Source organism: Pseudomonas sp. CCNWLW23 (assembly GCF_037095675.1).
In the GTDB taxonomy this organism is placed as follows: domain Bacteria; phylum Pseudomonadota; class Gammaproteobacteria; order Pseudomonadales; family Pseudomonadaceae; genus Aquipseudomonas; species Aquipseudomonas atacamensis.
In genome coordinates, this window is sequence record NZ_JBAWKM010000022.1 from 71,397 (window position 1) to 89,118 (window position 17,722).

Here is a 17,722-nt window from a genome sequence, read left to right on the forward strand (position 1 = left end):
TTCGGGCAATAAAAAGCCCCGCACTTCTCACGAAGGCGGGGCTTTTCAATGGCTGCCGGATCAGAACAAATCGATCGGCGCCTGTTCATCCGCCGGCAGCGGGCTGCCTGGTACGGCGCCGTTGCCCAGCTCGTTCACCGACGGCGGCGTGTCTTCGGCCTTGAACAGTTCGAAGTACGCCCCCGGTGTGCTCGGTGTTGCTGCACGGCCGCTGACCGGATCCACCCGCAGGCTGAGCAGACCTTCTGGCTCAGGCTGCACATGCGGCGGCTTGTCTTTCAGCGCGGCCGACATGTAATTCATCCAGATCGGCAGCGCCACGGTGCCGCCGAACTCACGGCGTCCGAGGCTTTCCGGCTGGTCGAAACCGGTCCACACGGTGGTTACGTAATCAGCGTTGTAACCGGAGAACCAGGCATCTTTCGATTCGTTGGTGGTACCGGTCTTGCCGGCGATGTCGCTGCGGCCCATGGCCAGTGCACGCCGGCCGGTGCCGAGTTTGATTACGTCCTGCAGCATGCTGTTGAGGATGTAGGTGGTACGTCCATCGACAATCCGCTCGGCCACGGCCGGCGCTTGCGGCATTGCCGGATTGCCGGGCGCTTCACCGGCAACTGGTGTGGCGTTGACCGTGAACGACTCGGTAGCCGGCGCAGCGATACCGTCGGTCGCCGCACCACCCTGTGGCACGGTCGGCGGGTTGGCGACGAACAGCGTGTCGCCGTTACGGCTTTCGATCTTGTCGATGATGTACGGGGTGATCTTGTAGCCGCCGTTGGCAAAGGTGCTCCAGCCAGTGGCGATTTCCATCGGCGTCAGCGTTGCGGTGCCGAGTGCCAGCGACAGGTTCAGCGGCAGGTCCTGCTTGTTGAAGCCGAAGCGGGTGATGTAGTCGATGGTCTTGCCCACGCCCATGGCCTGCAACAGGCGGATCGACACCAGGTTGCGCGACTTGTACAGCGCTTCACGCAGGCGGATCGGGCCGAGGAAAGTGTTGGTGTCGTTCTTCGGTCGCCAGACCTTGTCCAGGTACTCGTCGACGAACACGATCGGCGCATCGTTGACCAGACTGGCAGCGGTGTAGCCGTTATCCAGCGCAGCGCTGTAAACGAATGGCTTGAAGCTCGAGCCCGGCTGACGCTTGGCCTGCATGGCGCGGTTGTAGTTGCTCTGCTCGAAAGCGAAGCCACCCACCAGCGAACGGATCGCACCGTTCTGCGGATCCAGCGACACCAGTGCGCCCTGAGCCTGGGGAATCTGGCTGAATTTCAGCGAATTGTCGGTCTGGCGCTGCACGCGGATCAGATCACCGACCTGCGCGACATCCGACGGCTGGCGCGGGTTGGCGCCCATGCTGTTGGTGTTGAGGAACGGTCGCGCCCATTTCATCGTGTCCCAGGCAACGTGCTCTTCACCGGTGCGGGTCAGCACTTGCAGGCCGGTTTTGTCGACTTGGGTGACGATGGCAGGTTCGAGACTGCTGATGGTGCGTTGCTTGGTCAGTTCGCTGGCCCAGGCTTCGCGGGTCTTGCCCGGCAGGCGCGACTCGGGGCCACGGTAGCCGTGGCGCTGATCGTAGGTCATCAAACCTTCGTGCAGTGCGGTGTTGGCCATTTCCTGCAGATTGCTTGGCACCGTGGTGGTGACACGGAAGCCTTCGGTGTAGGCCTCGCTGCCATAACGGCCGACCATTTCGGCGCGGGCCATTTCGGCGATGTACGGTGCGTTCACTTCCGGGGTCGGCACGTGGTAGCTGGCGTTCAGCGGCTCGTTGATCGCCGCGGTGTAGTCGGCTTCGCTGATCTTGCCCAGCTTGTACATGCGCCCGAGGATCCAGTCGCGGCGTTCTTTGCTGCGTGCCGGGTTGGCCAGCGGGTTGAAGCGCGACGGAGCCTTTGGCAGACCGGCGATCATCGCCATCTGCGCGAGGCTGATGTCACGGATCGATTTGCCGTAATACACCTGCGCCGCCGCCTCGATGCCGTAGGCGCGGTTACCCAGGTAGATCTTGTTGACGTACAGCTCAAGGATCTCGTCCTTGGTCAGCTGTCGTTCGATCTGCAGGGCCAGGAGAATTTCTGTGGTTTTGCGCGAAAAGCTGCGCTCGCTGGTGAGGAAGAAATTCTTCGCCACCTGCATGGTGATGGTGCTGCCGCCGGACTGAATGTGCCCGCTCTTGACCAGTTGCGTTGCCGCACGCATCAGGCTGCTCGGGTCGACGCCATAGTGATTGGCAAAATTGTCGTCTTCAGCACTTAGTAACGCATTGATGAAATTGGGCGGAATGTCGGCGAAACGGATCGGCGTACGGCGCATTTCGCCAAATTCTGCGATCAACTTGTTATCGCTGCTGTAGACGCGCAGAGGAATCTGCAACTGAATGCTTCTCAGCGCCTCCACAGACGGCAAACCCGGACTAAGGTAAAGAAAGGCGCCGCTGAGACCTAAGAGCAGTCCGCAGAAAACGGCGACGATGGACCAACCGAAAAATTTCAGCAGACGAATCAAGGCTTTTGGACATCCAGGGCAAAGAATAAATTTGGCACGGGGCTGCGGTTACACACAGAGCCATCCGCGCGGGCAGTAAAAAGCGGAAAAAATCGCTGGGCATTATAAGCACTTTTCCGTCGGAGGCGTCATTGGCGCTTCTGTCAAGACGGGGGTGAAGGAACGCAATGCGTATTACAGAGTCCGTAACTCACGGAAAGTCATAGGGAATTGGTAGTGCTGGGACTCTTCAATAAAAAGACCAATGCGTTACTGGGGATCGACATCAGCTCCACGTCGGTGAAGCTGCTGGAACTGAGCCGTCAGGGCGAGCGCTACCGGGTCGAGGCCTACGCGGTGGAGCCGTTGCCGGCGAACGCTGTGGTCGAAAAGAACATCGCCGAACTCGAGGGCGTTGGCCAGGCACTGAGCCGCCTGCTGGTCAAGGCGCGTACCGGGGTCAAGAGCGTGGCGGTGGCAGTGGCGGGTTCGGCGGTGATCACCAAGGTCATCGAGATGGACGCCGGGCTGTCCGACGACGAACTGGAAAACCAGCTCAAGATCGAGGCCGACCAATACATTCCCTATCCGCTGGACGAAGTCGCCATCGACTTTGAAGTCCAGGGCGTCTCGCCGCGCAACCCGGAACGGGTCAACGTGCTGCTTGCCGCCTGTCGCAAGGAAAACGTCGAGGTGCGTGAAGCGGCGCTGGCGCTCGCCGGCCTGACCGCGCGGGTGGTGGATGTCGAGGCCTACGCGCTGGAGCGCTCGTTCGGCCTGCTGGCGACGCATCTGGCGGCCTCACAGGAGCGCCTGACCGTGGCGGTGGTCGACATTGGCGCGACCATGACCACTCTCAGCGTCCTGCACAACGGCAAGATCATCTATACCCGCGAGCAATTGTTTGGCGGGCGCCAGCTCACCGAAGAGATCCAGCGCCGCTACGGCCTCACGGTCGAACAGGCGGGCCTGGCGAAAAAGCAGGGCGGGCTGCCTGACGATTACGTCAGCGAGGTCCTGCAGCCATTTCGCGAGGCGCTGGTGCAGCAAGTCTCGCGCTCGCTGCAGTTCTTCTTCGCCTCCGGCCAGTACAACGCGGTCGACCATATCCTGCTGGCGGGCGGCACCGCTTCGGTGCCCGGCCTGGACCGTCTGATCGAACAGCGTCTGGACACGCCGACGCAGGTCGCCAACCCGTTCGCCGACATGGCTCTAGGCAGCAAGGTCAATGCTGGGGCGCTGGCCAGTGATGCGCCAGCCTTGATGATTGCCTGCGGGCTCGCGCTCAGGAGTTTCGACTGATGGCGCGGATCAACCTTCTCCCCTGGCGCGAGGAGCGCCGCGAAGAACGGCGCAAGCGCTTTCTGCTGGTCCTGATCGGCGTGCTGGCCGGCTCGATCGGCGCGGTGCTGATTGCTGACCAGATCATCACCGCGGCCATCGAGCGGCAAATGGCGCGCAACGATTACATCGGTAAACAGATTGCCGTGGTCGACGAACGCATCAAGCAAATCAGCGAGCTCAAGGCGCGCCGCCAGCAATTGGTCGAGCGCATGCGCATCATCCAGGACCTGCAGGGCAACCGGCAGATCAGCGGGCGGGTCTTCGACCAACTGGCGCGTACCCTGCCGGACGGCGTGTATTTCACCGATGTGAAAATGGCCGGCAAGACCTTGTCCATCAGTGGCGCGGCGGAGTCGAACAACCGGGTCTCCGAGCTGATGCGCAATCTCGACGCATCCGACTGGTTCGACGCGCCAAGCCTGAATGAGGTCAAGGCCACCAGCGCTGATCAAGTCGAACAGGCCAATGTCTTCCAACTGACCGTTCGTCAGACCCAGCCCAAGGTTGTGGAGGACGAGCAATGAACGCCTCCGAGTGGCTGCAAAGCCTGCGCAACGTCGATTTCAACGACCTCGACACCAGCAATATCGGCTCCTGGCCCCCGGCGGTAAAAACCCTGTGCGGTGCGCTGGTGATGGTGTTTATCCTCGCGCTTGGCTATTACTTCTTCATCAGCGACATGGAAAATCAGCTCGACCTCAAGCGCGAAGAAGAAATCACCCTCAAGGAACAATTCGCCAGCAAGGCGCGGCTGTCGGCGAACCTTGAGCTCTATACCCAGCAAATGAAGGAAATGGAAAACACCTTTGGCGTATTGCTGCGGCAATTGCCCAGCGACACCGAAGTGCCGGGCCTGCTCGAAGACATCACCCGCACCGGTCTGGGCAGTGGCCTGGAATTCGAAGAGATCAAACTGCTGCCGGAAGTGACTCAGCCGTTCTACATCGAACTGCCGATCCAGATCACCGTGACCGGCGCCTATCACGACCTCGCCACCTTCGTCAGCGGCGTCGCCGGCCTGCCACGGATTGTGACTCTGCACGATTTCGAACTGGCGCCGGCCAATCCCGAGGGCGGGACGAAGCTGCGCATGAGTATTCTTGCCAAGACGTACCGCTATAACGACAAGGGGCTGGAGAAATGACCCCGATTCGTTACTTCGTCCTGCCCATGGTGCTGGCGTTGAGCGGCTGCGGTGGCGGCGATGACTTCAGCGACCTCGACGCGTACCTCAACGAAGTGCGCCTGCGCCCGGCGGGCAAGATTGAACCAACGCCGACATTCCGGTCTTACCCCACATTCACTTACAGCGCCGCCAACCTGCGCAGCCCGTTTTCGCGGCAGGCGCGGGTCGATCTGGCCGGGCAGAAGCACGGCTCGCGCAACGTCAAACCCGACCCCAACCGGGTCAAGCAATATCTTGAAGGATTCAATATCGAGCAGTTCGAAATGGTCGGCACGATCGCCAATGCCTCGGGCTCGTTCGCGCTGCTGCGCGGCGCAGGCGGGGTGCATCGCCTGAAGGTCGGCGACTACCTGGGCCGCAACGACGGCCGCATCGTCGCCATCAGCGCCACCCAGGTCGATGTCGTCGAGATCGTGCCCGACGGCGCCGGCGCCTGGCTGGAGCGGCCGCGCACCATTCCTTTGAAAGAGCACTCATAGTGGAAGTCGAACAATGAACAGGATTTTCTCCACCCTCGGTTTTTCGCTATGGATAGCGCTGGTGTCACCGATGGTAATGGCGGCCAGTCTGAAAGCGCTGGATGTTGCCGCGCTGCCGGGTGACCGCGTCGAACTGAAGCTGTCGTTCGACGGCCCGCCACCACAGCCCAAGGGCTACACAACCGAGTCGCCGGCGCGCATTGCACTGGATCTGCCGGGCGTGACCAGCCAGTTGGCCAACAGGAATCTTGATCTGGGCAGCGGCAACGCGCGCACGGCCACGGTGGCCGAAGCCAAGGATCGCACGCGGCTGATTGTCAGCCTGACGCAATTGGCGCCTTACAGCACGCGGGTCGAGGGCAATAATCTGTTTGTGGTGGTCGGTCAGGGCGCTTCCGCGACTGCGCCGCGCCCGGCTGCCGTGGCACCGCGTGCCGCCACGGCCGCTGCGGCACCTGCCAGACCAGCCGCGCAACGCAGCAGGGCGATTCGCGGCGTCGATTTCCAGCGCGGCACCGAGGGCGAGGGCAACGTAGTCATCGACCTCTCTGATCCGACCATCGCCCCGGATATCCAGGAGCACGATGGCAAGATCATCCTCAGCTTCGCCCGCACGCAATTGCCGGAAAAGCTGCGCGTGCGTCTGGACGTCAAGGACTTCGCCACGCCGGTGCAGTTCGTCAACGCAGCGCTCACCGGCGATCGCACCGTGATCAGTGTCGAGCCCAGCGGCACCTTCGACTATTCCACGTTTCAGACCGACAACAAGCTCACCGTCAGCGTTCGGCCGATGAGCATCGACGACCTGCAAAAGCGCAACGCCGACCGTCAGGCCTATGTCGGCGACAAGCTGTCACTGAATTTTCAGGACATCGACGTGCGCTCGGTGCTGCAACTGATCGCGGACTTCACCAATCTCAATCTGGTGGCGAGCGATACGGTGCAGGGCGGTATCACCTTGCGCCTGCAAAACGTGCCGTGGGATCAGGCACTGGATCTGGTGCTGAAAACCAAGGGGCTGGACAAGCGCAAGATCGGCAACGTGCTGCTGGTCGCGCCGGCCGATGAAATTGCCGCTCGCGAGCGTCAGGAACTGGAATCGCAGAAGCAGATCGCCGAGCTGGCGCCCCTGCGTCGCGAGCTGCTGCAAGTCAATTACGCCAAGGCGGCGGACATCGCCAAGCTGTTCCAGTCGGTGACCAGTGCCGAGGCCAAGGTCGACGAGCGCGGTTCGATTACCGTCGATGAGCGAACCAACAACATCATTGCCTACCAGACCCAGGATCGCCTCGACGAACTCCGGCGGATCGTCGCGCAGCTGGATATTCCGGTACGCCAGGTGATGATCGAGGCGCGCATCGTTGAGGCCAACGTCGATTACGACAAGAGCCTGGGCGTGCGCTGGGGCGGTTCGGTGCAGAACAAGGGCAACTGGAACGCCTCCGGGGTCAACGGTTCGTCGAGCACCATCGGTACGCCGGGCAGCACCGGCACCAACTCGCCGTTCGTCGACATGGGCACGGTCAATAACACTTCGGGGATCGGCATCGCATTCATCACCGACAACGTGCTGCTGGATCTCGAACTGACGGCGATGGAAAAGACCGGCAACGGCGAAATCGTCTCGCAGCCGAAGGTGGTCACCTCGGACAAGGAAACCGCGAAGATCCTCAAAGGCACCGAGATTCCCTATCAGGAGGCCAGCTCCAGTGGCGCGACCTCGGTGTCGTTCAAGGAGGCCTCGCTGTCGCTGGAAGTCACTCCGCAGATCACTCCGGACAACCGCATCATCATGGAGGTCAAGGTCACCAAGGATGAGCCGGACTACCTGAACAAAGTGCAGGATGTGCCGCCGATCAAGAAAAACGAGGTCAATGCCAAAGTGCTGGTAAATGACGGCGAGACCATCGTAATCGGCGGTGTTTTTTCAAATACTCAAAGCAAGGTCGTAGATAAGGTGCCATTTCTTGGCGATGTGCCGTATCTTGGCCGCCTTTTCCGGCGTGATGTGGTTTCGGAGAAAAAATCCGAGCTGCTGGTATTTCTCACTCCGCGTATCATGAATAACCAGGCGATTGCTGTGAGTCGTTGATTCTGTGCGAAATTTGATACTTGTAGGACCGATGGGTGCTGGCAAAAGCACCATCGGCCGATTGCTGGCCAAAGAGCTGCGCCTGCCGTTCAAGGATTCCGACAAGGAAATTGAGCTGCGCACGGGTGCCAATATCCCATGGATCTTCGACAAGGAAGGCGAGCCCGGCTTTCGTGACCGTGAGCAGGCGATGATCGCCGAGCTGTGCGCGTTCGATGGCGTGGTGCTGGCGACCGGCGGCGGCGCAGTGATGCGTGATGCCAATCGCAAGGCCCTGCATGAAGGCGGGCGCGTGGTGTATCTGCACGCCTCCGTCGAGCAGCAGGTCGGCCGCACCTCCCGCGATCGCAATCGGCCGCTGCTGCGTACCGCCGATCCGGCGAAAACCCTGCGCGACCTGCTCGAGATCCGTGACCCGCTCTATCGGGAAATTGCCGATCTGGTGGTGGAAACCGACGAGCGGCCGCCACGCATGGTGGTGCTCGACATTCTCGACCGCCTCGCGCAGTTGCCGCCCCGTTAAAGCATCGTCCGAAATGCGCTATCCTCGGCGTCCTGTCAGCGTCCGCCGAGGGTGTGGCGGATGCCGGGCGAGCGGCGTCATACCGCTACAGGCCGCAGAACACCAATAATTTCAGGGCAGGACGCCTGCTTCCATCTTCACTGTGGGGACACATGCAGACACTCAAGGTCGATCTAGGCGAGCGCAGCTACCCGATTCATATTGGCGAAGGTCTGTTGGATCAGCCGGAACTGCTGGCGCCGCATATCCACGGGCGGCAGGTGGCAATCATCTCCAACGAAACCGTCGCGCCGCTCTATCTCGAACGTCTGACCCGCAGCCTTGCGCAGTTCTCGGTGATCTCGGTGGTGTTGCCTGATGGCGAAGCCTTCAAGAACTGGGAAACCCTGCAACTGATTTTCGATGGTCTGCTGACCGCCCGTCATGACCGCCGCACCACCGTGATCGCCTTGGGCGGCGGGGTGATCGGCGACATGGCCGGGTTCGCGGCCGCCTGCTATCAGCGCGGTGTCGATTTTATCCAGATTCCTACCACGCTGTTGTCGCAGGTCGATTCCTCGGTCGGCGGCAAGACTGGCATCAACCATCCGCTGGGCAAGAACATGGTCGGCGCGTTCTATCAGCCGAACGTGGTGCTGATCGATACCGCATCGCTTAAAACCCTGCCGGAGCGCGAGTTGTCGGCGGGCCTGGCGGAAGTCATCAAGTACGGTCTGATCTGCGACGAACCGTTCCTGACCTGGCTGGAAAAAAACGTCGACGCCCTGCGTGCGCTGGATCAAAGCGCGCTGACCTATGCGATCGAGCGTTCCTGCGCGGCCAAGGCTGCCGTGGTCGGCGCCGATGAAAAGGAAACCGGCGTCCGCGCTACGCTCAACCTCGGTCACACCTTCGGCCACGCCATCGAAACCCACATGGGCTATGGTGTCTGGCTGCATGGCGAGGCGGTGGCGGCGGGCACGGTGATGGCGCTGGAAATGTCCGCGCGCCTGGGCTGGATCAGCGAGCAGGAGCGTGATCGCGGCATTCGTCTGTTCCAGCGCGCCGGCTTGCCGGTCGTTCCGCCGACAGAAATGACCGAAGCCGATTTTCTCCAACACATGGCAATTGATAAAAAAGTGATCGACGGTCGTCTGCGCCTGGTGCTGCTGCGCCGGATGGGCGAAGCGGTAGTGACCGACGATTATCCGAAAGAGGTTCTACAGGCCACGCTGGGAGCGGACTACCGCGCCCTGGCTCAGCTTAAAGGTTAAAACGATTCCGATGACTAGTTTGCATGCCGACGAGGCGTTTCTCGGCCATTTCCAGTTAAGTCACGACCCGTTCGCGCCACGGGTGCCGGGCTTCAAATTCTTCCCGGCCCAGCGCAAACCGGTGCTGGGTCAACTGCATCACCTGGCGCGCTACAGCCAGTTGCTGCTGGTGGTCACCGGCCCGCAAGGCAGCGGCAAGACCCTGCTGCGGCAAGCGCTCGTTGCCAGTACCAACAAACAATCGGTGCAGAGCGTGGTGGTTTCCGCCCGTGGCGCCGGTGATGCGGCCGGCGTGCTGCGCCAGGTGGCGCAGGCGCTGGATGTCGCTCAGGCCGAAGTCGGTGCGATTCTCGAGCAGGTAGTGCAGCTGGGTCTGACCGGGCAGGAAGTCTATCTGCTCGTGGACGATGCCGAGCAGCTCGACGAGTCCGCGCTGGAAGCGTTGATGGCGCTCGGCGCCGGCACGCCGGAAGGTCGTCCGCATGTGTTCCTGTTCGGCGAGTCGTCGCTGATCGCTCAGCTCGAGGCGTTGCAGCTCGAAGAAGAGCGTTTCCATGTCATCGAATTGCAGCCGTACACCGAAGAAGAGACCCGCGAATATCTCGACCAGCGGCTGGAAGGCGCGGGCCGGGGTGTCGAACTTTTCACCGCAGATCAGATCTCTGATATTCACGAAAGCTCCGAGGGCTGGCCGGGCAACATCAACCAGGTCGCTCGCGATGCACTGATCGAAGTCATGATTGCCAGCCGCTCCGCGGTCAAGCGTCCAAGTATGGGGTTCAACATGCCGAAGAAACACGTATTGGCGATTTCCGCCGTCGTTGTGGTCGCGGTTGCCGCCGCCTGGCTGATGCCGGGTCGCAGCAAGGCACCGACCACCGGTGCTCCGGCCAATGAACAGGCGCAACTGCCATTGGGTCAGGGTGCAGCGAACGGCGCCAACCCGTCCGTCGAATTCGCCGGCAACACCCAGCCGATGCCGCTGCCATTGGTCGGCAACTCGCAGCCGGTCATGCGTGGCCCGCTGGCAGAAGCCGCCGGTGGCATTACCGAAGGCGACGACGGCGTGCCGCTGGAAGGCTCCAGCGATACGCCGCCGACCGTAACCACCTCCGCGCCGCCTGCTGGCGTTCCGGCCGGTCCTGCGCCGACACCGGTTCCGACTCCTGCCGCCAAACCGGCGCCAACCCCGGCACCGACGCAGATCGCCACGGCCAAGCCTGCTCCGGCCACCCCGGCGCCAGCTGCGAAACCGGCTCCTGCTCCGGCCAAGCCTGCCGACAAGCCGGTCACCGTGGCCAAGGCTGCCGGTGGCAGCTGGTACGCCGGTCAGCCGACCAGCAACTATGTCGTGCAGATCCTCGGCACCAGCTCGGAAACCGCTGCGCAGAACTTCGTCAAGGAGCAGGGCGGCGAGTACCGTTATTTCAAGAAAGTCCTCAATGGCAAGCCGCTTTACGTGATCACCTACGGCAACTTTGCCAATCGTGATGCGGCCGTTTCTGCCATCAAGGCCTTGCCAGCGAAGGTTCAGGCTGGTAAACCTTGGCCTCGCACTGTCGCCAGCGTCCAACAGGAACTGGCAACAACTCGCTGAAGATTCGGCGGCCTTACCCAGGCCGCCTCTCCAAGCACCTCAAAATTTCTACGAGTGCGCGCCGCCTCCAGGGACGGTTGGCGCTTGCTGACGACCGCGACGCCGCCCCATTTTTTGCTGGGCAAGGCGCGAGGAACGTAGTTTGGTTTTTCCAAATAAGTTCCGAGCAACGCTGCCCAGCGAAAAATGGGGCGCGTCCCTTCGGGTTGCGCGCCAACGTGTGCGAGGCTGCGTTGCGGGATTTGCCAAGGGAACAACCATTGGCAGCATCCCGCGCCTTGCCTCGCACACGTTGGCGTGCAACGCGGTTCGCCAGCAAGCGCCAACCGTCCCTGCGGCCGCGTGCCTTGTGGTGTCTGCGTCACAGTAGTCTTTGAGTCGTTGCGGTCAAAATTAAAAAAGTTTTGACTAGCACAGCAGATCGCTTTAAACCTTTCACAAATGCGACATGAATTTGCGACAGTTCGTCGTCAAATTTGTGAGCCTCTGTGTCGCTGTGTACAATGACCACCCTTTTGCCCCCGCTAAGCCGGCGTACGTTCGGCGCGGAACGCAAGTGGTTGAATTGAAAAGAAATTTGCCTCGAGTAGAGGCAGCCTGGTGAGAAAGTGTCTATGAAAGCAGGTCTGTACCAACCAGATGAATTCAAGGATAACTGCGGTTTCGGCCTGATAGCTCATATGCAGGGCGAGCCCAGTCATACCCTTTTGCAAACGGCCATCGAGGCCCTGACCTGCATGACCCACCGCGGTGGGATTAATGCCGACGGCAAGACCGGTGACGGTTGCGGTCTGCTGATTCAAAAACCCGACGCCTTCCTGCGAGCCATTGCCCGGGAAAGCTTCGGCGTCGATATGCCCAAGCAATATGCCGTGGGCATGGTGTTCTTCAATCAGGATCCGGCCAAGGCCGAAGCCGCTCGCGAGAACATGAACCGCGAGATCCTCGCCGAAGGCCTGCAACTGATCGGCTGGCGCAAAGTGCCGATCGACACCAGCGTCCTCGGCCGCCTCGCCCTTGAACGCCTGCCGCAGATCGAGCAGGTCTACATCGGCGGCGAAGGCCTGAGCGATCAGGACATGGCGGTGAAGCTGTTCAGCGCCCGTCGCCGTTCGTCGGTGGCCAACGCCGCTGACAGCGACCACTACATCTGCAGCTTTTCGCACAAGACCATCATCTATAAAGGCCTGATGATGCCGGCCGACCTGGCCGCGTTCTATCCAGACCTGAGTGACGAGCGCCTGCAAACCGCAATCTGCGTGTTCCACCAGCGCTTCTCTACCAACACCCTGCCGAAATGGCCGCTGGCGCAGCCGTTCCGCTTCCTCGCCCACAACGGCGAGATCAACACCATCACCGGTAACCGCAACTGGGCGCAGGCCCGGCGGACCAAGTTCACCAACGATCTGATGGATCTGGAAGAACTCGGCCCGCTGGTCAACCGTGTCGGGTCCGACTCATCGAGCATGGACAACATGCTCGAACTGATGGTCACCGGTGGCATCGACCTGTTCCGTGGCGTGCGCATGATCATTCCGCCTGCGTGGCAGAACGTCGAAACCATGGACCCGGATCTGCGTGCGTTCTACGAGTACAACTCGATGCACATGGAGCCGTGGGACGGCCCGGCCGGCGTGGTAATGACCGACGGTCGTTACGCGGTGTGCCTGCTCGACCGTAATGGTCTGCGTCCGGCGCGCTGGGTCACCACCAAGAACGGTTTCATCACCCTCGCCTCGGAAATCGGCGTGTGGAACTACCAGCCCGAAGACGTGCTCGCCAAGGGCCGTGTCGGCCCTGGCCAGATCTTCGCTGTGGACACCGAGACCGGGCAGATCCTCGATACCGATGCGATCGACAACCGTCTGAAATCCCGTCATCCGTACAAGCAGTGGCTGCGCAAGAATGCCCTGCGCATTCAGGCGACCATGGAAGACAACGACCACGGTTCGGCTTTCTACGACGTCGACCAGCTCAAGCAGTACATGAAGATGTATCAGGTCACGTTCGAGGAGCGTGATCAGGTGCTGCGTCCGCTCGGCGAGCAAGGTTACGAAGCCGTGGGTTCGATGGGCGACGACACGCCGATGGCTGTGCTGTCCCAGCGTGTACGCACGCCGTACGACTATTTCCGCCAGCAGTTCGCGCAGGTCACCAACCCGCCGATCGACCCGCTGCGTGAAGCGATCGTGATGTCGCTGGAAATCTGCCTCGGTGCCGAGCGCAACATTTTCCAGGAGTCGCCGGAACACGCCTCGCGCGTGATCCTCAGCTCGCCAGTGATCTCGCCGGCCAAGTGGCGCTCGCTGATGAATCTGGACCGTCCGGGTTTCGAACGGGCGATCATCGACCTCAACTACGACGAAAGCCTCGGCCTCGAAGCGGCGATCCGCAACGTTGCCGATCAGGCTGAAGAAGCCGTGCGTGCCGGGCGTACCCAGATCGTCCTGAGCGACCGCCATATCGCCCCGGGCAAGCTGCCGATCCACGCCTCCCTGGCGACCGGTGCCGTGCACCACCGTCTGACCGAAAAAGGCCTGCGTTGCGATTCCAACATCCTCGTTGAAACCGCGACCGCCCGTGACCCGCATCACTTCGCCGTGCTGATCGGTTTCGGCGCCTCGGCGGTGTATCCGTTCCTGGCCTACGAAGTATTGGGTGACCTGATCCGTACCGGTGAAGTGCTGGGCGACCTCTACGAGGTGTTCAAGAACTACCGCAAGGGCATCACCAAAGGCCTGCTGAAGATCCTGTCGAAGATGGGTATCTCGACCATCGCTTCGTATCGCGGTGCGCAGCTGTTCGAGGCCATCGGCCTGTCCGAAGAAGTCTGCGAGCTGAGCTTCCGTGGTGTGCCAAGCCGCATCAAGGGCGCGCGTTTCGTCGACATCGAAGCCGAGCAGAAGGCCCTCGCCGTCGAAGCCTGGAGCCCGCGCAAGCCGATCCAGCAGGGCGGTCTGCTGAAGTTCGTCCACGGTGGCGAATATCACGCCTACAACCCGGACGTGGTCAACACCCTGCAAGCCGCTGTGCAGCAGGGCGACTACGCCAAGTTCAAGGAATACACCTCGCTGGTGGACAACCGTCCGGTGTCGATGATTCGCGACCTGTTCAAGGTCAAGACCCTCGACACGCCGCTGGACATCAGTGAAGTCGAGCCGCTGGAGTCGGTGCTCAAGCGTTTCGATTCCGCCGGTATCTCGCTGGGCGCACTGTCGCCGGAAGCTCACGAAGCCCTGGCCGAAGCCATGAACCGCCTCGGCGCGCGTTCCAACTCCGGCGAAGGTGGTGAAGATCCGGCGCGTTACGGCACCATCAAGAGTTCGAAAATCAAGCAGGTTGCCACCGGCCGTTTTGGTGTAACTCCGGAATACCTGGTCAACGCCGAAGTGCTGCAGATCAAGGTCGCCCAAGGCGCCAAGCCGGGCGAGGGCGGGCAACTGCCGGGCGGCAAGGTCAACGGGCTGATCGCCAAGCTGCGTTACGCAGTGCCGGGCGTGACCCTGATTTCGCCACCGCCGCACCACGACATCTATTCGATCGAAGATTTGTCGCAGTTGATCTTTGACTTGAAGCAGGTCAACCCGCAGGCGCTGGTTTCGGTGAAGCTGGTAGCAGAAGCGGGCGTCGGCACCATCGCCGCCGGTGTGGCCAAGGCCTATGCCGACCTGATCACCATTTCCGGCTACGACGGTGGCACCGGTGCTTCGCCGCTGACCTCGATCAAATACGCAGGCGCACCGTGGGAACTCGGCCTGGCTGAAACCCACCAGACCCTGCGCGGCAACGACCTGCGCGGCAAAGTCCGGGTGCAGACCGACGGTGGCCTGAAAACCGGTCTCGACGTGATCAAAGCCGCGATCCTTGGCGCCGAGAGCTTCGGCTTCGGTACCGCGCCGATGATCGCACTGGGCTGCAAATACCTGCGCATCTGCCATCTGAACAACTGCGCCACTGGCGTCGCGACGCAGAACGAGAAACTGCGCAAGGATCACTACATCGGCACCGTCGACATGGTGGTGAATTTCTTCACCTACGTCGCCGAAGAAACCCGTGAGTGGCTGGCCAAACTGGGTGTGCGCTCCCTCGAAGAGCTGATCGGTCGCACTGATCTGCTGGAAATCCTCGAAGGCCAGACCGCCAAGCAACATCACCTGGACCTGACGCCGCTGTTGGGCAGCGATCACATCCCGGCGGACAAACCGCAGTTCTGCGGCGTTGAGCGCAACCCGCCGTTCGACAAAGGTCTGCTCGCGGAGAAGATGGTCGAGCTGGCCTCGTCGGCGATCAACGACCTCAGCGGTGCTGAGTTTGAGCTGGATATCTGCAACTGCGACCGTTCGATCGGCGCCCGAATCTCCGGCGAAATCGCGCGCAAGCACGGCAACCAGGGCATGGCCAAGGCGCCGATCACCTTCCGTTTCAAAGGCACGGCCGGGCAGAGCTTCGGTGTGTGGAACGCCGGCGGTCTGAACATGTACCTGGAAGGCGACGCCAACGACTACGTCGGCAAAGGCATGACCGGCGGCAAGCTGGTCATCGTGCCGCCGAAGGGCAGCGTTTATAAAACTCAGGAAAGCGCCATCATCGGCAACACCTGCCTGTACGGCGCCACTGGCGGCAAGTTGTTCGCCGCCGGCACCGCAGGCGAGCGTTTCGCCGTGCGTAACTCCGGTGCCCACACCGTCGTGGAAGGCACTGGCGATCACTGCTGCGAGTACATGACCGGTGGTTTCGTCTGCGTGCTGGGCAAGACCGGTTACAACTTCGGCTCTGGCATGACCGGTGGTTTCGCCTACGTGCTCGATCAGGACAACACCTTCGTTGACCGGGTCAATCACGAACTGGTGGAGATCCAGCGGATCAGCGGCGAGGCGATGGAAGCCTATCGCAGCCACCTGCAGAACGTGCTGAACGAGTACGTCGCCGAAACCGACAGCGAGTGGGGTCGTGAACTCGCCGAGAACCTCGACGATTACTTGCGGCGTTTCTGGTTGGTCAAGCCCAAGGCTGCCAGCTTGAAAACCCTGCTTTCCAGCACTCGTGCCAACCCGCAGTGATATGCGCCTGAAGAGTTTGATGAGGTTTTAACAATGGCTGAACGTCTGAATAACGACTTCCAGTTCATCGATGTCGGGCGCAAGGATCCGAAGAAGAAACTGTTGCGTCAACGCAAGAAAGAGTTCGTTGAAATCTACGAACCGTTCAAACCCCAGCAGTCGGCCGATCAGGCCCACCGCTGCCTGGGTTGCGGCAACCCGTATTGCGAATGGAAGTGCCCGGTGCACAACTTCATTCCCAACTGGCTCAAATTGGTCGCCGAGGGCAATATCCTTCAGGCCGCCGAGCTGTCGCACCAGACCAACACCCTGCCGGAAGTCTGCGGCCGGGTGTGCCCACAGGATCGTCTGTGCGAGGGTGCCTGCACCCTCAACGACGGCTTCGGCGCGGTGACCATCGGTTCGGTCGAGAAGTACATCACCGACACCGCGTTCGCCATGGGCTGGCGCCCGGACATGTCCAAGGTCAAGCCGACCGGCAAACGCGTGGCGATCATCGGCGCAGGCCCGGCGGGTCTTGGTTGTGCCGACGTGCTGGTGCGTGGCGGCGTGACCCCGGTGGTATTCGACAAGAACCCGGAAATCGGTGGCCTGCTGACCTTCGGCATCCCCGAGTTCAAGCTGGAAAAGACCGTGCTGAGCAATCGTCGCGAAGTCTTCACCGGCATGGGCATCGAGTTCCGTCTCAACACCGAAGTCGGCAAAGACGTGACCATGGAACAACTGCTCGCCGAGTACGATGCGGTGTTCATGGGCATGGGGACCTACACCTACATGAAGGGCGGCTTTGCCGGTGAGGACCTGCCAGGCGTTTATGACGCGCTGGACTTCCTCATCGCCAACGTCAATCGCAACCTGGGCTTTGAAAAGTCGCCGGAAGATTTCGTCGACATGAAAGGCAAGAAGGTTGTGGTGCTCGGCGGCGGCGACACGGCGATGGACTGCAATCGCACCTCGATCCGTCAGGGCGCCAAGTCGGTGACCTGCGCTTATCGTCGTGACGAAGCGAACATGCCCGGCTCGCGCAAAGAGGTGAAGAACGCCAAGGAAGAAGGCGTGAAATTCCTCTACAACCGCCAGCCGATCGCCATCGTCGGTGAAGACAAGGTCGAAGGCGTGAAGGTGGTCGAGACCCGTCTCGGCGAGCCGGACGCCCGTGGCCGTCGTAGCCCCGAGCCGATCCCGGGTTCCGAAGAGATCATCCCGGCCGACGCCGTGGTCATCGCCTTCGGCTTCCGTCCGAGCCCGGCGCCGTGGTTCGAACAGTTCGAGATCCAGACCGACAGCCAGGGCCGCGTTGTTGCGCCCGAGCAAGGTCAGTACAAGCACCAGACCAGCAACCCGAAAATCTTCGCCGGTGGCGACATGGTGCGCGGTTCCGACCTGGTGGTGACGGCGATCTTTGAAGGGCGCAATGCGGCTGAAGGGATCCTCGATTACCTGGGTGTCTAACCCCGGCGCCTGAGCCAAACGCAATACTCCTGTGGGAGCGAGCCTGCTCGCGAAAGCGGTCTGTCAGCCAACTTCAATGTTGGATGTGCCGGCCTCTTCGCGAGCAGGCTCGCTCCCACAGTTGTTTTAGGGTGTTGCGGAAAATCGTGTCCCAGCGCGACAAATTGACCCGATAGACAAAAGGCTGACCCACATCCGTGCCTTTTGCCTCGCGCTCTGAGAAAATGCCCGCACTTTTTTTCCGGATGC

The 17,722-nt window shown here is 61.3% G+C and carries 11 protein-coding genes; 10 read left to right on the plus strand and 1 reads right to left on the minus strand.

Annotated features, from left to right (window positions below):
* Positions 1-60: 60 nt before the first annotated feature.
* Positions 61-2,505: a penicillin-binding protein 1A gene (locus tag V8J63_RS23310; protein ID WP_442963537.1), complete on the minus strand. Its 2,445-nt coding sequence runs from the start codon at positions 2,503-2,505 to the stop codon at positions 61-63.
* Positions 2,506-2,724: 219 nt separating this feature from the next.
* Here V8J63_RS23310 and V8J63_RS23315 point away from each other — a divergent pair, with 219 nt between their 5' ends.
* From V8J63_RS23315 to V8J63_RS23360, 10 genes are all read left to right on the plus strand, one after another.
* On the plus strand, positions 2,725-3,789 hold the full coding sequence (locus tag V8J63_RS23315) for a pilus assembly protein PilM (protein WP_024011266.1): 1,065 nt from the start codon (positions 2,725-2,727) through the stop codon (positions 3,787-3,789).
* Positions 3,789-4,355, plus strand: a complete 567-nt coding sequence (locus V8J63_RS23320) for a PilN domain-containing protein (RefSeq protein WP_056787334.1) — start codon at positions 3,789-3,791, stop codon at positions 4,353-4,355. The genes V8J63_RS23315 and V8J63_RS23320 overlap by 1 nt, the downstream gene beginning before the upstream one ends.
* Entirely contained in the window at positions 4,352-4,975 is a 624-nt protein-coding gene (gene pilO / locus V8J63_RS23325; protein WP_130902919.1) for a type 4a pilus biogenesis protein PilO, read from the plus strand. Before V8J63_RS23320 ends, pilO begins: the two co-directional genes overlap by 4 nt.
* A complete protein-coding gene (locus V8J63_RS23330; protein ID WP_016772049.1) occupies positions 4,972-5,496 on the plus strand; it encodes a pilus assembly protein PilP in 525 nt (174 codons plus the stop codon). Before pilO ends, V8J63_RS23330 begins: the two co-directional genes overlap by 4 nt.
* A 13-nt stretch (positions 5,497-5,509) precedes the next feature.
* A complete protein-coding gene (pilQ, locus tag V8J63_RS23335) occupies positions 5,510-7,588 on the plus strand; it encodes a type IV pilus secretin PilQ (protein ID WP_122611068.1) in 2,079 nt (692 codons plus the stop codon).
* Positions 7,589-7,592: 4 nt separating this feature from the next.
* On the plus strand, positions 7,593-8,111 hold the full coding sequence (gene aroK / locus V8J63_RS23340; protein ID WP_024011270.1) for a shikimate kinase AroK: 519 nt from the start codon (positions 7,593-7,595) through the stop codon (positions 8,109-8,111).
* A gap of 152 nt (positions 8,112-8,263) precedes the next feature.
* The gene (gene aroB, locus V8J63_RS23345) at positions 8,264-9,364 is read left to right on the plus strand and encodes a 3-dehydroquinate synthase (protein WP_336464681.1); all 1,101 of its coding nucleotides are present in this window, start codon (positions 8,264-8,266) and stop codon (positions 9,362-9,364) included.
* Positions 9,365-9,374: 10 nt separating this feature from the next.
* Positions 9,375-10,961, plus strand: a complete 1,587-nt coding sequence (locus V8J63_RS23350; protein ID WP_039756683.1) for an AAA family ATPase — start codon at positions 9,375-9,377, stop codon at positions 10,959-10,961.
* Between the two features lie 614 nt (positions 10,962-11,575).
* Positions 11,576-16,021, plus strand: coding sequence for a glutamate synthase large subunit (gene gltB, locus V8J63_RS23355; protein WP_323163908.1), 4,446 nt, complete (start codon positions 11,576-11,578; stop codon positions 16,019-16,021).
* Between the two features lie 33 nt (positions 16,022-16,054).
* Complete coding sequence (locus V8J63_RS23360) at positions 16,055-17,473, plus strand: FAD-dependent oxidoreductase (RefSeq protein ID WP_007909438.1); 1,419 nt, start codon at positions 16,055-16,057, stop codon at positions 17,471-17,473.
* The last annotated feature ends 249 nt before the right edge of the window (positions 17,474-17,722 follow it).